The sequence below is a fragment of the Ferdinandcohnia jepli genome (genome assembly GCF_047246645.1).
Lineage (GTDB): Bacteria > Bacillota > Bacilli > Bacillales > Bacillaceae_L > Ferdinandcohnia.
In genome coordinates this window covers 76,137-94,017 of sequence record NZ_JBFOKR010000018.1, presented here as the reverse complement: position 1 = coordinate 94,017, position 17,881 = coordinate 76,137, and the positions used below count along the sequence as shown (strand labels likewise).

Annotated in this window: 22 protein-coding genes; 21 read left to right on the top strand and 1 reads right to left on the bottom strand. The window is 33.4% G+C overall.

The features are described 5' to 3' along the window. Positions 1-68: 68 nt before the first annotated feature. From AB3M96_RS18715 to AB3M96_RS18615, 21 genes are all read left to right on the top strand, one after another. Complete coding sequence (locus AB3M96_RS18715) at positions 69-542, top strand: AraC family transcriptional regulator (RefSeq protein ID WP_412969133.1); 474 nt, start codon at positions 69-71, stop codon at positions 540-542. Between the two features lie 160 nt (positions 543-702). After that, positions 703-1,461 (top strand): GNAT family N-acetyltransferase, encoded by a 759-nt coding sequence (locus AB3M96_RS18710; RefSeq protein ID WP_412969132.1) that lies wholly within the window; start codon positions 703-705, stop codon positions 1,459-1,461. Positions 1,462-1,488: 27 nt separating this feature from the next. Next, the gene (locus tag AB3M96_RS18705; protein WP_412969131.1) at positions 1,489-2,193 is read left to right on the top strand and encodes a DinB family protein; all 705 of its coding nucleotides are present in this window, start codon (positions 1,489-1,491) and stop codon (positions 2,191-2,193) included. A 45-nt stretch (positions 2,194-2,238) separates the two neighbouring features. Continuing rightward, positions 2,239-2,616 (top strand): hypothetical protein, encoded by a 378-nt coding sequence (locus AB3M96_RS18700; RefSeq protein ID WP_412969130.1) that lies wholly within the window; start codon positions 2,239-2,241, stop codon positions 2,614-2,616. Positions 2,617-2,633: 17 nt separating this feature from the next. Then, complete coding sequence (locus AB3M96_RS18695; protein ID WP_412969129.1) at positions 2,634-3,095, top strand: GNAT family N-acetyltransferase; 462 nt, start codon at positions 2,634-2,636, stop codon at positions 3,093-3,095. Positions 3,096-3,130: 35 nt separating this feature from the next. Continuing rightward, positions 3,131-3,304 (top strand): hypothetical protein, encoded by a 174-nt coding sequence (locus tag AB3M96_RS18690; RefSeq protein ID WP_412969128.1) that lies wholly within the window; start codon positions 3,131-3,133, stop codon positions 3,302-3,304. 43 nt (positions 3,305-3,347) lie between these two features. Beyond that, the gene (locus tag AB3M96_RS18685) at positions 3,348-3,497 is read left to right on the top strand and encodes a hypothetical protein (RefSeq protein WP_412969127.1); all 150 of its coding nucleotides are present in this window, start codon (positions 3,348-3,350) and stop codon (positions 3,495-3,497) included. A 24-nt stretch (positions 3,498-3,521) separates the two neighbouring features. Then, positions 3,522-3,998 carry a hypothetical protein gene (locus AB3M96_RS18680; protein WP_412969126.1) on the top strand — a complete coding sequence of 159 codons (477 nt, stop codon included), beginning with the start codon at positions 3,522-3,524 and terminating at the stop codon, positions 3,996-3,998. Between the two features lie 42 nt (positions 3,999-4,040). Then, complete coding sequence (locus AB3M96_RS18675) at positions 4,041-4,319, top strand: hypothetical protein (RefSeq protein WP_412969125.1); 279 nt, start codon at positions 4,041-4,043, stop codon at positions 4,317-4,319. Between the two features lie 232 nt (positions 4,320-4,551). Next, positions 4,552-5,790 carry a serine/threonine transporter SstT gene (gene sstT / locus AB3M96_RS18670; protein WP_412969124.1) on the top strand — a complete coding sequence of 413 codons (1,239 nt, stop codon included), beginning with the start codon at positions 4,552-4,554 and terminating at the stop codon, positions 5,788-5,790. A 192-nt stretch (positions 5,791-5,982) separates the two neighbouring features. After that, on the top strand, positions 5,983-6,351 hold the full coding sequence (locus tag AB3M96_RS18665; RefSeq protein ID WP_412969123.1) for a VOC family protein: 369 nt from the start codon (positions 5,983-5,985) through the stop codon (positions 6,349-6,351). 89 nt (positions 6,352-6,440) lie between these two features. Next, positions 6,441-6,818: a VOC family protein gene (locus tag AB3M96_RS18660; RefSeq protein WP_412969122.1), complete on the top strand. Its 378-nt coding sequence runs from the start codon at positions 6,441-6,443 to the stop codon at positions 6,816-6,818. A 154-nt stretch (positions 6,819-6,972) separates the two neighbouring features. Then, entirely contained in the window at positions 6,973-7,449 is a 477-nt protein-coding gene (locus tag AB3M96_RS18655) for a DUF2975 domain-containing protein (RefSeq protein ID WP_412969121.1), read from the top strand. 93 nt (positions 7,450-7,542) lie between these two features. Continuing rightward, entirely contained in the window at positions 7,543-7,695 is a 153-nt protein-coding gene (locus AB3M96_RS18650; protein ID WP_412969120.1) for a hypothetical protein, read from the top strand. 235 nt (positions 7,696-7,930) lie between these two features. Continuing rightward, positions 7,931-10,420, top strand: coding sequence for a sensor domain-containing protein (locus AB3M96_RS18645; protein ID WP_412969119.1), 2,490 nt, complete (start codon positions 7,931-7,933; stop codon positions 10,418-10,420). Between the two features lie 237 nt (positions 10,421-10,657). Further along, positions 10,658-11,329, top strand: coding sequence for an NUDIX hydrolase (locus AB3M96_RS18640; protein ID WP_412969118.1), 672 nt, complete (start codon positions 10,658-10,660; stop codon positions 11,327-11,329). Between the two features lie 51 nt (positions 11,330-11,380). Further along, on the top strand, positions 11,381-11,551 hold the full coding sequence (locus tag AB3M96_RS18635; RefSeq protein WP_412969117.1) for a hypothetical protein: 171 nt from the start codon (positions 11,381-11,383) through the stop codon (positions 11,549-11,551). A 39-nt stretch (positions 11,552-11,590) separates the two neighbouring features. Next, positions 11,591-12,250 (top strand): DUF4085 family protein, encoded by a 660-nt coding sequence (locus AB3M96_RS18630; RefSeq protein WP_412969116.1) that lies wholly within the window; start codon positions 11,591-11,593, stop codon positions 12,248-12,250. 372 nt (positions 12,251-12,622) lie between these two features. After that, positions 12,623-13,333 carry a class I SAM-dependent methyltransferase gene (locus tag AB3M96_RS18625; RefSeq protein WP_412969115.1) on the top strand — a complete coding sequence of 237 codons (711 nt, stop codon included), beginning with the start codon at positions 12,623-12,625 and terminating at the stop codon, positions 13,331-13,333. Positions 13,334-13,546: 213 nt separating this feature from the next. Beyond that, complete coding sequence (locus tag AB3M96_RS18620; protein ID WP_412969114.1) at positions 13,547-15,346, top strand: M3 family oligoendopeptidase; 1,800 nt, start codon at positions 13,547-13,549, stop codon at positions 15,344-15,346. A 238-nt stretch (positions 15,347-15,584) separates the two neighbouring features. After that, on the top strand, positions 15,585-16,064 hold the full coding sequence (locus tag AB3M96_RS18615) for a hypothetical protein (RefSeq protein WP_412969113.1): 480 nt from the start codon (positions 15,585-15,587) through the stop codon (positions 16,062-16,064). A 72-nt stretch (positions 16,065-16,136) separates the two neighbouring features. Here AB3M96_RS18615 and AB3M96_RS18610 read toward each other — a convergent pair whose 3' ends face one another. Further along, on the bottom strand, positions 16,137-17,789 hold the full coding sequence (locus AB3M96_RS18610; protein ID WP_412969112.1) for an aspartate:alanine exchanger family transporter: 1,653 nt from the start codon (positions 17,787-17,789) through the stop codon (positions 16,137-16,139). Positions 17,790-17,881: the final 92 nt, after the last annotated feature.

The window sequence follows — 17,881 nt, the reverse complement described above, 5'->3', positions numbered from 1 at the left end:
TTACGTTAAATATAGATTCGAATCTTTAATCAATTACAAATAATTCCTAACACTAGGGGGCCATTGCAATGAAAATTGAAATTAAGGATTTACCTGAGTTTGAGGTTGCTTTTTTTAGAAGAATTGGAAGTTATTTTGAACCGCAAGACCATTGGGAAAAGCTGATGAAATGGGCTATTGGAAATAGCCTTTTCCCTCCGTATCATTCTTTTTTAGGTATATCCTTAGATAATCCTAATTTGGTTGAAGCACAGAATTGTCGACACGATGCTTGTGTTACACTTCCAGAGGGTTTTGATAAAGAGAAACACAATGATATTGGTTTCAAGAGGATTGAAGGTGGTTGTTATGCCGTATATCGATTCTATGATTCTCCCGATAAATTAAATCTTGTTTACCAATACGTGTTTGGTGAGTGGTTGCCTACTAGTAATTATGAGGCTGATTTCGATCGAGATAATCTTGAATTTAGCATGAATAACCCATCAGATGACCCAAAAGGAAAAGTAAAAGTTGATTTATACGTTCCCATTAAAAGGTAAATATCTTTAACAGTTATACGTTTTTTTGACAGATAGGAAAGAATAATATCCTTTCCTATCTGCATAAGTGCAACTACTACTCTGCTGTCGCCTTAAGGCTCGGCAATCGCAGAGTTTTCTAATTGAAATTATTAGTAATCAAACAATGCGAGGTGGAAATATGATAGAACAAGTCGAACTGGTAGAGTTACACGAGGAAAATGTCGAGGGTGGGTGTTATTGTCTTCGCAGTAAGCCAAAATCAGATGGCTATGTAAATAAAAATAACTGGCTTAAAACAAGGTTCAATGAAGGCTTAAAATATATAAACTTACTAGAGAATAACAAACCTGCGGGTTTTATTGAATACACGCCAATTGAAAGCTCTTCAAGGGTAGTCTATGGAGAAAATTATCTTGTGATTCATTGTCTTTGGGTACATATTACAGGAAAAGGATATGCATCAAAACTAATTGAAAAATGCATTCAAGACGCAAAAGAACAAAACAAGCCTGGCGTTATCGTTGTAACCAATCCGGATACTTCTTGGACACCTAGCAAAGACATATTTATTAAACATAATTTTATTGAAGTAGACCATGCACCTTACGGATTTGAATTACTCGTATACAAATTTGGAGATTCTCCAAATCCGTACTTTCCAAAGGATTGGGACACGCGCCTTACTAATTTTGATAATCTCACCATTCTCAGAACACAACAATGCCCATTTGTTGATATAGCTACTGAAAATGTCAAGGAAGCTGCAGCTAAATTAGGTATTCAAACTGAAATAATAGATATACAGAATAGAGATGAGTTAATGAGACTTTCACCAACTCCATACGGGATTTATGGCGTAATTTATAAGCATACATTAATTGCGTATCACAGACTAACAATTCACTCCGCGCATAAGCGATTAAAGCAATTAGTTTAAATTAGAATTTGAAATGAGTTGATTTCAATGGATATACACAAACGAAAGTTGTGGAATGAGAACCATAAGAAACTAACAAACATCATACATAAGACAGAAGAACACGAGCAAACATTACGTTTATTTCTCTCTCAACATGCACTACTACACTCATCATCTATCACGAATACAAATCAAATTACACTAGAAGATTCCGTATTTGATAATCTAGATGAATCTATTTTTAGAGCTTACCCTGTAGCCAATCCTGATACGAAAAACTCGATTGCTTGGCATATTTGGCACATTTCCCGAATTGAGGATATGACTATGAATATCTTGGTCGCCAATGGTCAACAAGTTCTGAATGAGGGAAGATGGCTTGAAAAGCTGCAGATTGATGTTCCGCACTCAGGTAATGATATGAGCGAATCAGAAATTGCTGATGTAAGTTCAAAAATCAGCTTTCATTCATTACTATCGTATCGTGCTGCTGTTGGAAGACAGACGAGACAAGTGATAACTTCACTAGAAGCTGGACAATTCAAAATGAAAGTTGATTCGATGAGAATCCAGAGGCTAATGGATGAAAATGCAGTATCACAAAGTTCTAAATGGTTGGCAGAATACTGGAGTAAAAAGACAGTCGGTGGCCTTATACTTATGCCGGCAACAAGACATAATTTTCTGCACTTAAATAAATGCAATCGTATAAAGGAAAGATTACATAAAAAAGCTTTTACAACTAAATGATTGTAGACAGATTTTACCATGCTAAAGAGAAATGGAGAATCAATATTGACTAAAAAAACACGAAATATTTTAGGACTATTTATACTAGTTCTTCTGCTTATTCTCGTAGCCTTATTTTGGGCATTCAATCACAGAATTATTGAGGGCAGTTATGATAAAGTAACGATTACAAAACTTGGAGAATCAAAGAGTGTAATAACAGATAAAACTGAGATTGAAAACATAATGAAAACTATTAATGATAGTCCAAGAACATATAACCCTCAGAATGGCTTTAGGTATGACTATGTTCCTCACGGCTTTTTACAATTTGAAAATGAAAATGAAGAAGTTATAGTGGAATTTATCATACCAAAAGGAAATGTCCTAACGAAGTATTGGGAGATCGAAACAGAGTTTGAATTTGGGAAAGACATGGAATAAAAAGGAGTAAACGAACGATGCAAATTAGACTTGCTGAAGTTAAGGACGTTAAGCAATTAACACAGATGAGATGGGATTTTACTGTTGAATTTGATGAAGAAAAAGGGAAGGCATCTTTTGATGAGTTTGAAAACAAACTTCAAACATTTTTAGAAAATGCACTTTCTGGTGATCAATGGTTTGTATGGGTAGCAGAGGAAGAACATAGAATTGTGTCTCATATATTTATAGAATTAATACAAAAAGTACCACGCCCAGGTAGAACGACATATCCATTTGCTTATATGACAAACGTATATACAATCCCGGAATATCGAAATAAAGGTGTTGGAGGAAAATTACTAGCTTCAGTAAATAATTGGATTAAAGAAAACAACTATGAATTTGTAATGGTTTGGCCAAGTGACGAAGCTGTAGACTTTTATAAGAAAAATGGGTACGTTCACAGTACAGAGCCAATGGAGTATTTTCCTTCATAAATAGGGCTAAACGAATATTTTTAGTAGGTGAGACTATGAAAAACGATTTAGTAAAAGCATTTTTTACTCTCTGGGGCTTACTTTTAGTTATTGAGATAGTGTGGTTAGGAATAATTGCCTCGAAGGTTACGTTTGTAATCACCTTAATTGCTGTAACTAGTGTATTTGGCTCAACTGGAATTTATTTATTTAAAAATACAAGTGAGTAAACATTTTGATAGAGGTGTGAAGTTTTAGGAGAAATCCCAAGTTATGGTTTATTTCAGACTATCCGCAGATGAATTTCCTATAGTAGATGTTACAGGATTATATTTAGATATTCCTGTCATTGAATTTGCGAACAGTATTAAAGCTGATTTTGATATAGACTATATGCTCATCCATATGTTGAAGAAGAGATAACTGTCTAAGGGGGTTCCTGTTCAGATGAAAAAAAGCACAGCAGTGCGTGTAACACTAGCTATCTTGATACTAGTGGGTATTTTCTTATTTCAGTTTCTAAGAACAACTACTTATCAAGAAGTTCTTTCAAATTTAATAGAAAAAGAGGAAACTGTCGAACAAATTACAGTTTATACTCAATTAGGTCTAACAAAGCAAACTGCTAAAGTTACTATAAAAAATGAAGAAATGATAAATAGTATTATAAATGAAAAAATAAAGCTCAAGAAGGAGATATCACTGTACAATCCACCACCACCTCCAATACTTGACAATACATTAGTAATAGAAACAACAACTAAGGACAAATATATAATAGGATTTGATGAGAATAGAATAAAAGTCAATAAAAAGCTATATTTTACCGAAAGTCCTGTAGTTAATCCTATTTATATGTTTATCTTAAAGAAAGACTTAAAATGGGAAATATCTCAATATTACGAACAACCAATAGATCATTAAGTAAAACGATAAACAAATAAATGGTTAGTATGGGGGACACCTATGAAAAAGTATTATATTGCAGTTACCTACGATGTTTGTGAACACAACAGTTTATATGAAGATATGAACTATTATCCCCTGGAATCATCAATAGGTATTGAAGATCAAATAAAGGTAATTGCCAAAAGTGATGTTGCTTCTTTGGTTAAAGTTTATGAATCTGATACAAGTGACTTTAAAGAAACAAGATTATTTCAGGAATATACATTTAAGGAATATGAGTGTAGTTGCAACAAAAGTAATTTACAGGAAACAGATTTGCCACATGAACTTTACTAGTACCGACTAAAATTGTATAGTAGCCATTTCCATAGTCCATTTAATCGGACTATTTTTTTATTCTCTAGATGAAGTGAAAACCCAAAGTGTATTTATAGAAAAAACAATTGTGTTTATAAGGCGGACACATTATAATCAAATAATAAATATATTGAACTTGCAGTTTACTAGAATAATTTAATTAACCAGGAACTAATTAATGTATTCAACATAAGTAGTGGAGGGAAGTCATATGAAAAGACTGCTGAGAAATTGGGGACAAGTAAGCTTAGTGAAACAAATATTTATTGGATTGTGTTTGGGAGTAATTCTTGCAATAACCATTCCTGATCTAGTAAAACCCATCGCACTATTAGGCTCACTATTTGTTGGTGCCTTAAAGGCTATTGCTCCTGTTTTAGTACTGGTATTGGTGATAGCGGCTATTGCTAAACACAAAAGCGGCCATAAAACAAACATGAAAACTGTCATTATTTTATATCTATTAGGCACTTTTTCAGCAGGTTTACTAGCAGTTTTAGCAAGCTTTGTGTTCCCTGTTACTTTAGTGCTTGGAACAGGAAATGAAGATTTATCAGCACCAGGTAGTATTGTAGAAGTACTACGAACATTGTTACTTAATATTGTAGATAACCCTGTAAAAGCGATTTATAATGCAAACTACATCGGAATATTAGCTTGGGCTGTACTTCTTGGTTTCGCATTAAAAAATGCTGCAGATACTACAAAAACAATGTTAACTAATCTCTCAGACGCCATTTCTAAAATTGTTACTTGGATCATTCGATTTGCTCCACTTGGAATCATGGGATTAGTCTTTGAATCTATTACGACAAATGGTCTTGAATCACTATTAGGCTATGGAAAGTTACTATTTGTTTTAATAGGTAGTATGCTATTTGTTGCACTTGTCGCTAATCCACTTATCGTTTACACAGCAATTCGTCAAAATCCCTATCCACTCGTTTTTAAATGTATTAGGGAAAGTGGTATTACAGCATTCTTTACTCGCAGCTCTGCGTCCAATATACCTGTAAACATGAAGCTGTGTGAAAATCTAGGATTGAATAAGGATACGTATTCCGTATCTATTCCGCTAGGTGCCACGATCAATATGGCAGGTGCCGCTGTAACAATAACTGTGTTAACACTTGCTGCTGTCCATACATTGGGTATTCAAGTAGACATACCTACTGCGTTACTTCTTTGTGTTGTAGCAACTTTAGCTGCTTGTGGCGCATCAGGTGTAGCTGGCGGTTCACTCTTACTAATTCCGCTAGCTTGTAGTTTGTTTGGAATTCCTGATGATGTTGCTATGCAAGTGGTTGGGGTTGGTTTTATCATAGGTGTTTTACAAGATTCATTTGAGACTGCACTAAACTCATCAACTGACGTACTCTTCACAGCTGCTGCTGAATATCATGAGTTACGAAAAGAAGGTAAGAAAATAGAAATAGAGAATGTCGTTTGAATTGACTAAGTGAAGCATTAATCCATGTAGGATTAATGCTTCTTTTTTTGAAAGGGAATGCAAAAGACTTATTCAACTAAGCTATATGAAAATGAGATAATATCTACTACTAATTTTCTGAGTTCTTTAAAAGGGTTTTACAGCTTTCTAGTGAATATATATAGTAAAAATCTTTTTAGGAGAGTGAATATAGTGGAAGAATCTTTAATTAATGATATTCATTATTTTAGGCTACCTGTTGTTGATCTAACTGAATCCGTAACTTGGTATACTGAGTGCTTAGGTTTTAAGTTGCGTCATAATAGAGGTGATTTGGCTGTAATAGAGTTACAATCAGGTCCCTTATTAGTTTTAGTTCAAGCAGATACACATTCCAGAGGCCATTTTACTATCAATGACCAACCTGAGTTTTCAGTAGGTTTCACCACTTCCAAAATTCAAGAATTACATAATTATTTGGCTGAGAAAGATGTAAAAGTAGATGAACTCCAAGAAGATAATGGGCATTATTTCTTTCATTTTTTTGATCCGAGTGGTAACAAACTTCAAGTTCATAATTAGCAATAAATGCTCAAATGTTAAATTATTACATAGTAGTGACTATACTAAATTTATGTAGGTAATTTTTCTTTTAAGGGAGTGGAAAATGTATGTTTAGTAAAGTTGGGCAAATTATGTTGTACGTGAATAACCAAGAAGCTTCAGTGAAATTTTGGACAGAAGAATTAGGATTTATCATTATATCTGAAGAAGATATGGGTCAAGGAATGAAATGGTATGAAATTGCTCCAAACGAGAGTGCGGAAACAAGCATTATACTACATAACAAGGAAATTGTTGCCAAAATGTCACCTGGTGTGAATCTTGATACACCGTCGCTAATGTTTTTTACAGAGGATCTTGATAAACTACACACTAACCTTAAAAATAAAAACATAACAGTTGGAGATATAGTAAATATGCCATCTGGCAGAGTATTTAACTTCGCAGATAACGAAGAGAATTATTTTGCGGTGATGGAGAAATAACAGTAAAATAATTCTTTAAATAACAAAGACTTGGAGACCAACAATCCTTCAAGTCTTTTTTTGATAAGATTAATCTAAAAAATAATATTTTTTTATTGATAAACAATAAATTTTGTATTAGAATTGATAAAAAAGTATATACGAGGTGTAATTCATGAAAAAAATCCCAACGCTGATTTTAAAATTTGCAATTATTATTTTTGGACTAACTGTTCTTGCTTTAAGTATTTATTGGTTGCCATGGCAGGCCAATGTCTTGGAACAGATGTATCCCGAATTTGCACATTTAAAATACCCACTGTTAATTGGGATATACCTGACTGCTCTTCCGTTTTTCTTCGCACTATATCAAGGATATAGACTGCTTCAGCTAATTGATAAAAACAGTGCCTTTTCTAACTTAGCTGTTCTTGCACTTAATCGAATTAATGTCTGTGCTATTTTAATTAGTTCATTGTATGTAGTAGGTTTTATCATCCTCAATATTGAAGGAGCTCAGAATCCCGGAATTTTACTTATCGGAATTATCATTACTTTTTTATCAATTGTAATCGCCACTTTTGCAATCGTTCTAAAGAACATTTGTAATAAAGCCATTGATATAAAAGCAGCAAATGATTTATTGGTTTAATCTGGGTAAAGCGCTCATTTACAATTATTTTTTTGAAATGATGCACAAACTAGAACTTCCTGCATATATTGATTCTTGTGTGAGGAAAAATGTATGGAAGGAAAGAGTAGAATGAATAACAACCAAGTGAATACAACAACTAAGATTAGTTCTTCAACAGTTGAAGGATATAAGGTTATTGAAGTGAACCTTAAAAACCAGTTCGAAAACACGTATGCAGTTGTCACGCCAGTAAAATTGAAATAACTTGATAATCAAAACCATCTCTTTTGTAAGTGTACATACAAGAGATGGTTTTTTTATATTTTATGAACCAATTGAACTTGTACATTAACTTCCAATCGGTTGATTGCGAGGACAACCCTTAGTGGAGTTGTTCTCTTTTTTTAGATAATTCATGATTTATATTGAGAAAACTGTATGTTATCGAGAATGCGGTAAAAAATAATGTAATCATATGTAGTTAATAGGGGGAAACGTTGTGCTTGATGATTCTACAAATCGAAACACAGATAATAACGAATTAAATATGTATTCCCACCTCTTTACTATTTATCCTGATGCCGTACTTATCGTTAACAAAGATGGGGCAATCATTAATGTAAATCAAAAGGCTGAAGAATTTATAGGCTTTCGACCAAAAACTGTAGAAGTAGCAATTAGAACGTTGGTACAAGAAGAAAATATTGAAAAAGTACTTTCTCATTTCAAACAGGCTATTGAAGGAGAAGAACAGAATTTCACATGTAAGTTTAAACAACATTCCGGAGGACCGGTTCATTTACGAATTAGAAACCTGCCTATTTTCTCAATTGGAAAAATAATCGGATGCTATATCATTGCTGAAAATTTAACAGAACATGATAACAAAGAAGCAGAACTATTAAGGATTACGAATAGTCTAAATCTGGCTCAAGAGGTAGCAAAAATTGGGAGCTGGGATTATGACATAACAACCGATAATGTGTATTGTTCAGATTCACTATTTACCCTGTTAGGATTAAAAAAGAATGAAAACTCTTTCGCTCGCTACAAAAACCTTATTGAAATGGTTCATCCTGATGACAGAATTAGAGTCGATGCTGCTTTTCAATTAGCAAAGACCACCGGAAATTTGATGGATATTGAATACCGTGTATATAAAGGAGATCATACAATTATTTCTGTTCATGTTCGAGCTGCCGCTCAAAAAAATACGGAGGGTAAGGTCATTCGATTAATAGGGGTACTTTATGATATTTCTGAACAAGTTATGACACTAAATAAGTTATATGAAAGTGAACGTAGATTTAAAACGATTGTAGAAAATGCAGAGGTAGGTTTGTATTCACTTAATTATGTTACAAATAGAGTTTTATATGGTTCCCCAGCCGTTGCGGATTTAATAGGCATTCATTTAGAGAAACTTTTTTCTGGTGAGCTGAAGTGGGTAGATTATATTCATCCTGATGATTTATCAACTTATAAAGCTAAATTCAAAGAAATTTTAAAAAGGGAAAAAGGGCAACTACAGTATCGAATCATAAATAACCATGGTGAGGTCAAATGGGTTGAGGATAAATTATTCCTTATCAAAAATTCAAATGGAGATATTGAACGGATTGATGGAATCATTCTTGATATTACCGAACGAGTGCACCGTGAAGAAGAAATCTATTTTAATGCATTCCATGATTATCTTACTGAACTGCCAAACAGAAGGCTATTCGATAAAAAACTCGACGAAATAATTTTAGATTATACAAATAAGGACAAGAAGTTTGCATTATTATATTTAGATATGGATCGGTTCAAATATATTAATGACACATTAGGACATGAGATTGGTGATTTATTACTATGTGAAGTTGCTAAAAGACTGTCTACGAAATCAGTACCTAATACTGTTTTTCGAATTGGCGGAGATGAATTCGCTATTTTGCAAATCGATATAGATGTAAATGATTCAAGTGAGTTTGGAAAGAAACTTATAAAAGAAATTGAACAACCATTCTATATTGATGGGTATGAATTGCATATCACAACAAGTATCGGTATTAGTATTTTCCCTGATGATGGACAAACGTTAAAAGAATTAAAAATGAAATCGGACATTGCCTTATTCCGTGCAAAAGAACTCGGAAAAAATAATGCACAGTATTTTACCAAGGCATTAAATAGTAATTCCTTTCAGAGATATACATTGGAGAACGAGTTAAGAAAAGCAATAAAAAACAAAGACTTTGTTCTACATTATCAACCAAGAGTTGATACATTTACAGGTGAAATTGTTGGTGCAGAAGCACTCATTCGTTGGAATCACAAACAATGGGGAATCGTTTCACCGAAAGAATTTATTCCCCTAGCCGAAGAAACTGGGTTAATCGATGATATAACCGAGTGGGTTTTTGAACAAGTATGTAGCCAACTAAGTGCATGGAAACAAACTGGATTAAAGCTTGTTCCAATATCCATAAATCTTTCAGCAAGTACGTTGATGAGGGCAGACTTAGTAAAAAATATAAGCGACAATTTAAATAAATATTCTATATCAGCAAGTCTCATTGAAATTGAAATCACTGAAAATGCGCTTTTCCAAAACGATGGCATCTGCCTACGATCTATAAACCAATTACGTAAAATAGGGGTATTAATTGCCATTGATGATTTCGGTACAGGTTATTCGTCAATTGGGTATTTAAAAAAATTCAAAGTGGATTTTATTAAGATTGACCGTTCTTTTATAAACCAAATTAATGAAAGCGAAAAAGACGCTGCGATAGTGAAATCAATTATCATGTTAGGAGAAGGCTTAGGTATCAAAATTGTTGCAGAGGGTGTTGAAACAGTCAAACAATGGGTTTGTTTAACATCATTAAAGTGCCATTATATACAAGGGTACTTGTTCAGCAAACCACTTCCAGAAGAAGAATATAGAAATCTTCTCCAAACAAACAATATGTTTCTTGATATGTTTTCGAATGAAAAGTAAACAAATAAGGGTTATAAAATATAGTGTGCATTAAAAGGCCAAATTCCCCAGTTAAAAGTGTGGAATTTGGCCATCTTTCTTGTGACTAAAATGCTTACTATCTAAAGTTTGTTTTTGTTTTTTAGTTAGAAGGAGAAACACCAATTAAAGAGAATTACATATTTATAGATTTTTAAATATAGATAAGATAAATAATACTAACTTTAGTTTTGATTTGTAGTCTTCTGCAATGACGTTATGAATAAGAAACAGGTAAATGACTATAATGGAGATGTTTGTGCAATGGGAGAACAAGAAACACTAAAAATTTTTGACGAAGCTAGAAATATGATCGGAGAAGCGACTCGCGCAGAGGTACACAAGTACGGATACTGGCATGAAACATTTCATTGCTGGTTTATAAGTAATGACCAGGGAATAGATTATATCTACTTTCAACTGAGAAGTGATGATAAAAAAGACTATCCTGGTTTACTAGATATTACATCCGCCGGACATTTAATGGCAGATGAAAATGTAAATGATGGTGTTAGAGAGATAAAAGAAGAAATCGGAATAGATGTAGCATTCGAGGAGTTAATTGTGTTGGGTATTATGGAATATTGCGCTGAGAAAGCAGATTTCATTGATAATGAATTGGCACATGTATTTTTATATAAGAGTGAAAATACATTCGACGACTTTACACTCCAAGCAGATGAAGTATCAGGTATTGTAAAAGCTAGATTTACAGATTTTACAGAGCTCTGGTTCGGTACAAAAGATAAAATTGAGGTGCAAGGCTTTGCGATAGATAAAAATAAAAATAAGCTAATGGTAGATCAAACGGTATCTAGGGAAAAATTTGTACCACATCAAGAAATTTTCTATCAAGAAGTGATTCGGAAAATTACGGAGTACATACGATAGCTTGGTATACTGTTATGAACTGGTTGTGATTAAGGCTAATGGAGAGTGTTTATGTATTTTAATTTCTTAGAACTACTGGGAGCCTTTACAGTATTTTATATATTTAGGTTTTTTTTAGATTCAAAATATGAGGTTCGGAAAAAGAAAATGATTGCTATTGACATACTTATAACTACTGTATTTGCATTTATCGTTCAATGGGTAATTGGTGTTATTTTTTAAGAATTGTCAACTAGATAGATACAGTTGGAGGAGATACAAATGAGGTTTTTTACAATCGATTGGTATAACGAGATGCAGGTAAATGGATTCATGGCATTTCCTGAAACAAGAGAAGAATGGGATGAGATGATTCAATATTATGAGGAAGAGGGTATTGATTATAAAGAGAATGCTAGACTAGACCTCGAATCACGAAAAAGTGACTTATTAAAGTACCTACCCGAATCACTTCATCCATACATACATGATGGAACAATTAATTCAGAATACCCAACACTAGAATTAAGGGAAAAGGTTAATCAATGGTTAAGAGAATATGATGAAAGAATGGAAAGAATCTATCAAGAATACAATAATCATTTTAAGTCGATTAAGAATAAACTTCCTAAAAATGTTGTTCAATTACATGAGAAATCACTACACGATGCATCTATAAAGTCAATAAAGTATGACTCTACTGATACATTGAGTATGATATTGGATTGTAGTGGAGGTTTTCACTATTTTACAGATATTCAACTAACCTTTACAGGTGTGAAGAAGGTAACAATGTCTCGTAATTTGGAGGGGGCATTTTGGCTTTATGATGAAGTATATGTTTGTGAAAACAAGCAATTTGAACTAGGCGTATTATTTGATAATCCACTTTCAGAGTTCTCAATAATTGCTGAAGATGTAATGATCAAACAATTGAAATAAGTAGTGATAACAGGATTAGAGGTGCTAACTATCATAATGGTGTAGCACCTTTTTTAATGTCTTGGTTAATTATTAGTCGATTTCCTTTGTAATAAAATTGAAATGTTTGTAATAATTAATTGCTAAAAATTAACAAGAGGATCTAATATTAACTGTTTTTCTGCTTCCTGAAACAATTTGTTATCTAAATAAGGTTGATACCCTCAAAAACTTTTTAAATGGTCAGATTCAATTATAAAGGCTATTTAAAAGCAAAAATTACCCCTTTTTACTTATATTTGAACAAACATAATTAATTTTCACTTAATGTTTCTGTTACAGAGTATTTTGTAATATTTTGTTAAAATTAGGTATAGGAAAGAGGGGATAATATTGAAGGAAATTATTTATAATTATGATGATTTATTAGAAATGTTGGATGAATTACTTCAAGAAGAATCTAGTTTTAATTGGGATGATTTTTATTCAGTTCGTGAACGGAAGGTACCTTTCTTTATAGATTCTCCAGATGAGAACTTAGTAAACTATTTTGATAAAAATCTCATCAACAAAGGAAAAGTCCTTGATCTTGGCTGTGGTCCGGGCAGAAACGCTATTTATTTTGCTGATAAAGGTTGCACAGTCGACGCAGTTGATATGTCACAAGAAGCACTTGATTGGGCGATTGAAAGGGCAAAGCAAAGGAACGTTATCGTGAATTTTATTACTAGAAATATCTTTAAGTTAGAAATTGCAGAAGGTACATATGACGTTGTTTATGACTCAGGCTGCTTTCATCATATAGCTCCCCATAGAAGGATGAGTTATATAGAGTTAGTATTGGAAGCTTTAAAACCTGGCGGCCACTTTGCTATTACTTGCTTCGTTGAAGGTGGAGAATTTGGGGGTGCTTCAATTTCTGACTTAGAAGTTTATAAGCTACGTAGTCTGAAAGGTGGTTTAGGGTTCACAGAAGAAAAATTGCGAAGCATTTTTCGTGATTTTGAAGTGATTGAAATAAGAAAAATGAAAGAACTAGAACCATCTAAAGGAGTTTTCGGTGTAAATGGATTATGGACTGCTCTATTTAAGAAAAATGAATAATAAGTGATTATTGACTTGAATAGTAAGATGTTAATAATTCATTGTAGTATATTTTGGGGAGTGTTTTATGGATTCAAAAATTAGTTCATTGTTAGATGTAAAATTATCGAGAGTTACAGTAAGATATATCGAAGAAAATACCCCAACTATTTCCATATTATGTTATTATAAGAATATACGTTCGATTGATAAAAAAGTACTCTGGGGGAACAAATGACTCAAACGCTATATTCAATGAACTGGAATCTTGATAATTTGTATCTAGAAGGAAGTAAGTCATCTCAATTTCATAGTCATATAAAACAACTTGAAACCTTGGTAATTGAATTAGAAGAAAAAGTGCATGATTTTCCTAATCTACTAGAAGAAAAGCATTCATTTACAGTTAAATCCATACTTAAACAGATAGGTGAGGTTTCTATTAGTCTATCTCAAGCCAACTCTTTTATAACCTGTCTTATTGCACAAAACCCAAAAGATCAAAAAGCTATTACTCTTCGAGGGCAAGTATCTTCAATTACTGCTCGATATGAGTCGACAGTAAAGAAATTGCAGAATGTTATTTTGAATACTAGTAAAAATGAATGGGATGAGGCATTAGAGACAAAGGCTTTAAGTAACTATAAGTTTTTACTTAAGGAATGGAGTAAAAAAGCAGATACATATCTACCTGGGGAAGAAGAAAGATTAATTTCAGTCCTGATGGTTGATGGTTACCATGCATGGGGACAACTTTATAACTCAACGGTAGGAAGTATAAAGGTTAAAGTAAATATAGAAGGAGAAACCAAAGAGTTATCCGTAGGTCAAACCATCCAATTGCGTTCTCATCCAAGCGAAGAAGTTCGTAAAACAGCTCATTTTGCATTAGAAGAAATATGGAAAGAGCAAGAAGAACTTTTTGCATTAATTTTAAATTCTATTGCGGGTTTTCGTTTACAAGTGTACAAAAAAAGAGGGTTGGAGAATGTATTAATCGAACCTTTACATGATAATCGTTTGACAGAGGAAACATTACATTCAATGTGGACTGCTGTAAGCAATTATAAAAAAACATTTATCAATTACTTGAATAAAAAAGCAGCGATGAATGGCGATAGTAAGATGCAGTCATACAATTTTTGGGCATCTATAGGAAAAGGTAATCAAAAAATAGAGTATCCAGAAGCGGTTGACTTTATTTTGAAGCATTATAGTTTTTTCGGAAATGAATTAGAAAGTTTCGCTAGACAGGCTTTTGAAAATGGCTGGATAGAGGCTGAAAATCGGCCGAATAAGTCTGCTGTTGCATTTTGTGCAAATTTTCCTCTTTCAGGGGAATCAAGAATATTTATGACCTACAGTGAGAGTATCACGAATGTTCTAACTTTAGCACATGAATTAGGTCATGCTTTTCACAATTACGCCATGAAACACGTTGATGGATTGAATAGGCAATATCCATTAAGTATTGCAGAAACTGCTTCTACTTTTTCAGAACAAATTATATTAGATGCAGCATTAAATGAGGCGAAATCCACCGAAGAGAAATTGTTTGTACTTGATGAAAAGATAAAGCGCAGTGTCATGAATTTTATGAATATGCATGCTAGATTCTTGTTTGAAAAGACCTTTTATAAAGAACGTAAATCGGGATTCGTACCTTCGAAACGTTTAAATGAACTTATGCAAGAATCTTTTGATACCGCCTATGAAGGGTCATTTGAAAACGCTTCTTTACACTCGTGGATTTGGACACCACATTACTATTTAACCAAATCGCCATTCTATAACTTTCCATATACTTTCGGATACCTATTTTCCCTAAGCCTTTATTCAAAATCAAAAGAAAGTGGCAAAGAGTTTGAAAAGAAATATATAGAATTGCTCCGGGATTCAGGCAGTATGTCCATAGAAGATTTAGTGAAGAAACATCTAAATGAGGACATTACTTCAGTAGATTTCTGGGAAAAAGGAATAAAGTTATGTGTAAAGGATATAGAAGAGTTTTTGACATTAACTTCTTCAGAATAAAGAGGTGCAGAGATGAAAAACGTAATAAAATGGATTATTTTAATCATAGCAGCAATATTTGGAGCTGTAGCGTGGAATACAAATAAAACTGATAACTAACCAATCGGAAGTGATAATCATAGAAGGATTATCGCTTTTTTGATGAAGAAGGGAATTGAAAAGTTTTCCAGAATATATGTATATATACTTTTGTTTTTAATAAGAATTATGGAAAGTCTGAAAAGGAGAAGTATCCAAATTGAAAAAGTCAATAATCGCTCTATTATTAGTTATCCTAGTAATCGTTACAACGCTATTCTATTTTTCTTTTCCCTTATCATCAAAAAGTGTACTACCACATTCGACTCAAATAGAACATATTTATTTTAGTAACTTTAATGGTGATTGGCCAAATTTTTACTTGATTGAATTTAACGACAAAGACATATCCCCTCAGCAAATGATTCAGATATTCGACTCTGTTTCGTATACAAGATCATTTGGAAGTAAAAACATTCGAAATGATGGAAATACTTTTAGCATGCATGTGTTCTATCGAAATCAAAACGGAGAAATACTTAATTATGATTTAGATATTAATGAAAAAGGATACATTGTAAGTGATAAGAAGAGATATAAAATGGTTGAAAATGAACAAGAAGTTTTTCAGCAACTGTCAGACTGGCTATTAGAAAAAGGTGTAGAACAACCAATCGAACAAGTACCCAATGGCAATTGATTAAGGAAATGAAAAAGCATTGCAATTCAGTTGTAACTAGAATTGCAATACTTTTTACTTTTTTACTAGACCTCAAAAGAAAAATATCAACAACTGCGACATGACCGCTACTAATATTAGTGCAAAAGGATAAGCTGCTGCATAAGCAATTGCCGGGTCCTCTGAGTCAATCAATTGGTTAACAGAACCAAGTCCTGGTGTACTTGTCATCCCGCCACATAGTGCTCCTAATGAATGAACAATACTCAGGTGGAAGAATTTACGCGCTATAAAAAATCCAACAATCATTGGAAGGAGCGTAATAATTGCGCCACCAAGTACCAATCGAAGTCCTTCTTCTTGAATGACATCTACTAAGCCTGAACCGGCAGTAGTTCCAGCTCCTGCTAAAAATAAGGCAAGCCCAATATCGCGTATTACTTGATTAGATGGCTGAAAATATCTTGCTTGAATAGGTCCTAATTTCCCAAAGTGACCAATGATTAGAGCAACAAAAAGCGGACCACCAGCAACGCCAAGAGTTATTGTTCCAAGTCCGGGAAGGTGGATCGGGACCATTCCTAATAAAATTCCAAGTAAAAGAATAATACTTAACGAAAAAATATGAACATTGGTAACCAATAGCTTTTTTCTTGTAAAAAGCTTTTCAACATCGTTTAAGCGATCCTCACTACTTACAATTGTTAGCACATCGCCACGTTCTAAACGCATTTTTGCATTTTGACTGAACTCGATACCGCTTCGTTCAATACGTGTAACGGTCACTCCGTACTCCTTACGTAAATTCAATTCCTTGATCGTTTTACCGATAACTTCCTCAGAATCAACAACTACCTTTCGAAGCTTTATATGATCAACGTTCTGAAGTGACGTGGGAACTTCAATTCCTACGAATTTACAAAACTTATTCAGTTCTAAGCGTTCGCCAACTGTTACAAGGCGATCTCCTTTTAAGATTACTGTATCATTTAACGCTATAATGCTCCTATGACCACGGATTACACGGCTTATTACGATTGAGTTCCGCTTTTGAAATTTAAGCTCACTTAATGTCTTTCTATTGATAGATTGATTCGTAACTTCTATCGTCATTACTTCCGGAGATTCTTCATTTCTCACCGGGTTGTTTTTCAGTTGTAAATCTTTCTCCAAATCAACGCGTAGTATTCTTGGCAGTAATTGTACAAAAAGAACGACTGCAACAACTCCAAATGGGTAGGCTATACCATAACCTACTGATGCGAGCGGGTCATTTGTAGCCTGAAGAGCCGCTGCAAGTCCTGGTGTACTTGTCAACGCTCCAGTCATGATACCAATACTAAGGGCTGCTGATAAATCGAATACCTTAGCTACAATAATCGTTGTTATAGCTGCAACGATCACGATGATGATTGATATGATTCCAAATATAATTCCACTAGAGCGAATCATTCGGAAAAAGCGTGGTCCGGCTTGCAAGCCTACTGCCACAATGAACAAACTAAGTCCAAAGTTCTGTACAATAGGGGATACTTGATAGCCAAAGTGTCCAAATGTCATTGCAATAAGAAGGATACCGGCTGAACCTAAACTCAATCCTTTAATCTTTGTTTGTCCAATCCACGACCCCAAAAATAATATTAAAAATAATAATAATAACGGCTGTTCTAGTAATTCTTCAATAAACCCCATTTTACTGTTGCCTCCGACATTCTGATGTTTCCAAGTTGTAAGTACAACAATCATAATATAACTTTTTGAAAAACAAAAATAGGGGGTTCACGATATTGGCACATCTGTAATAATGATACTTGAAATAAGATACATACCTAACGGAA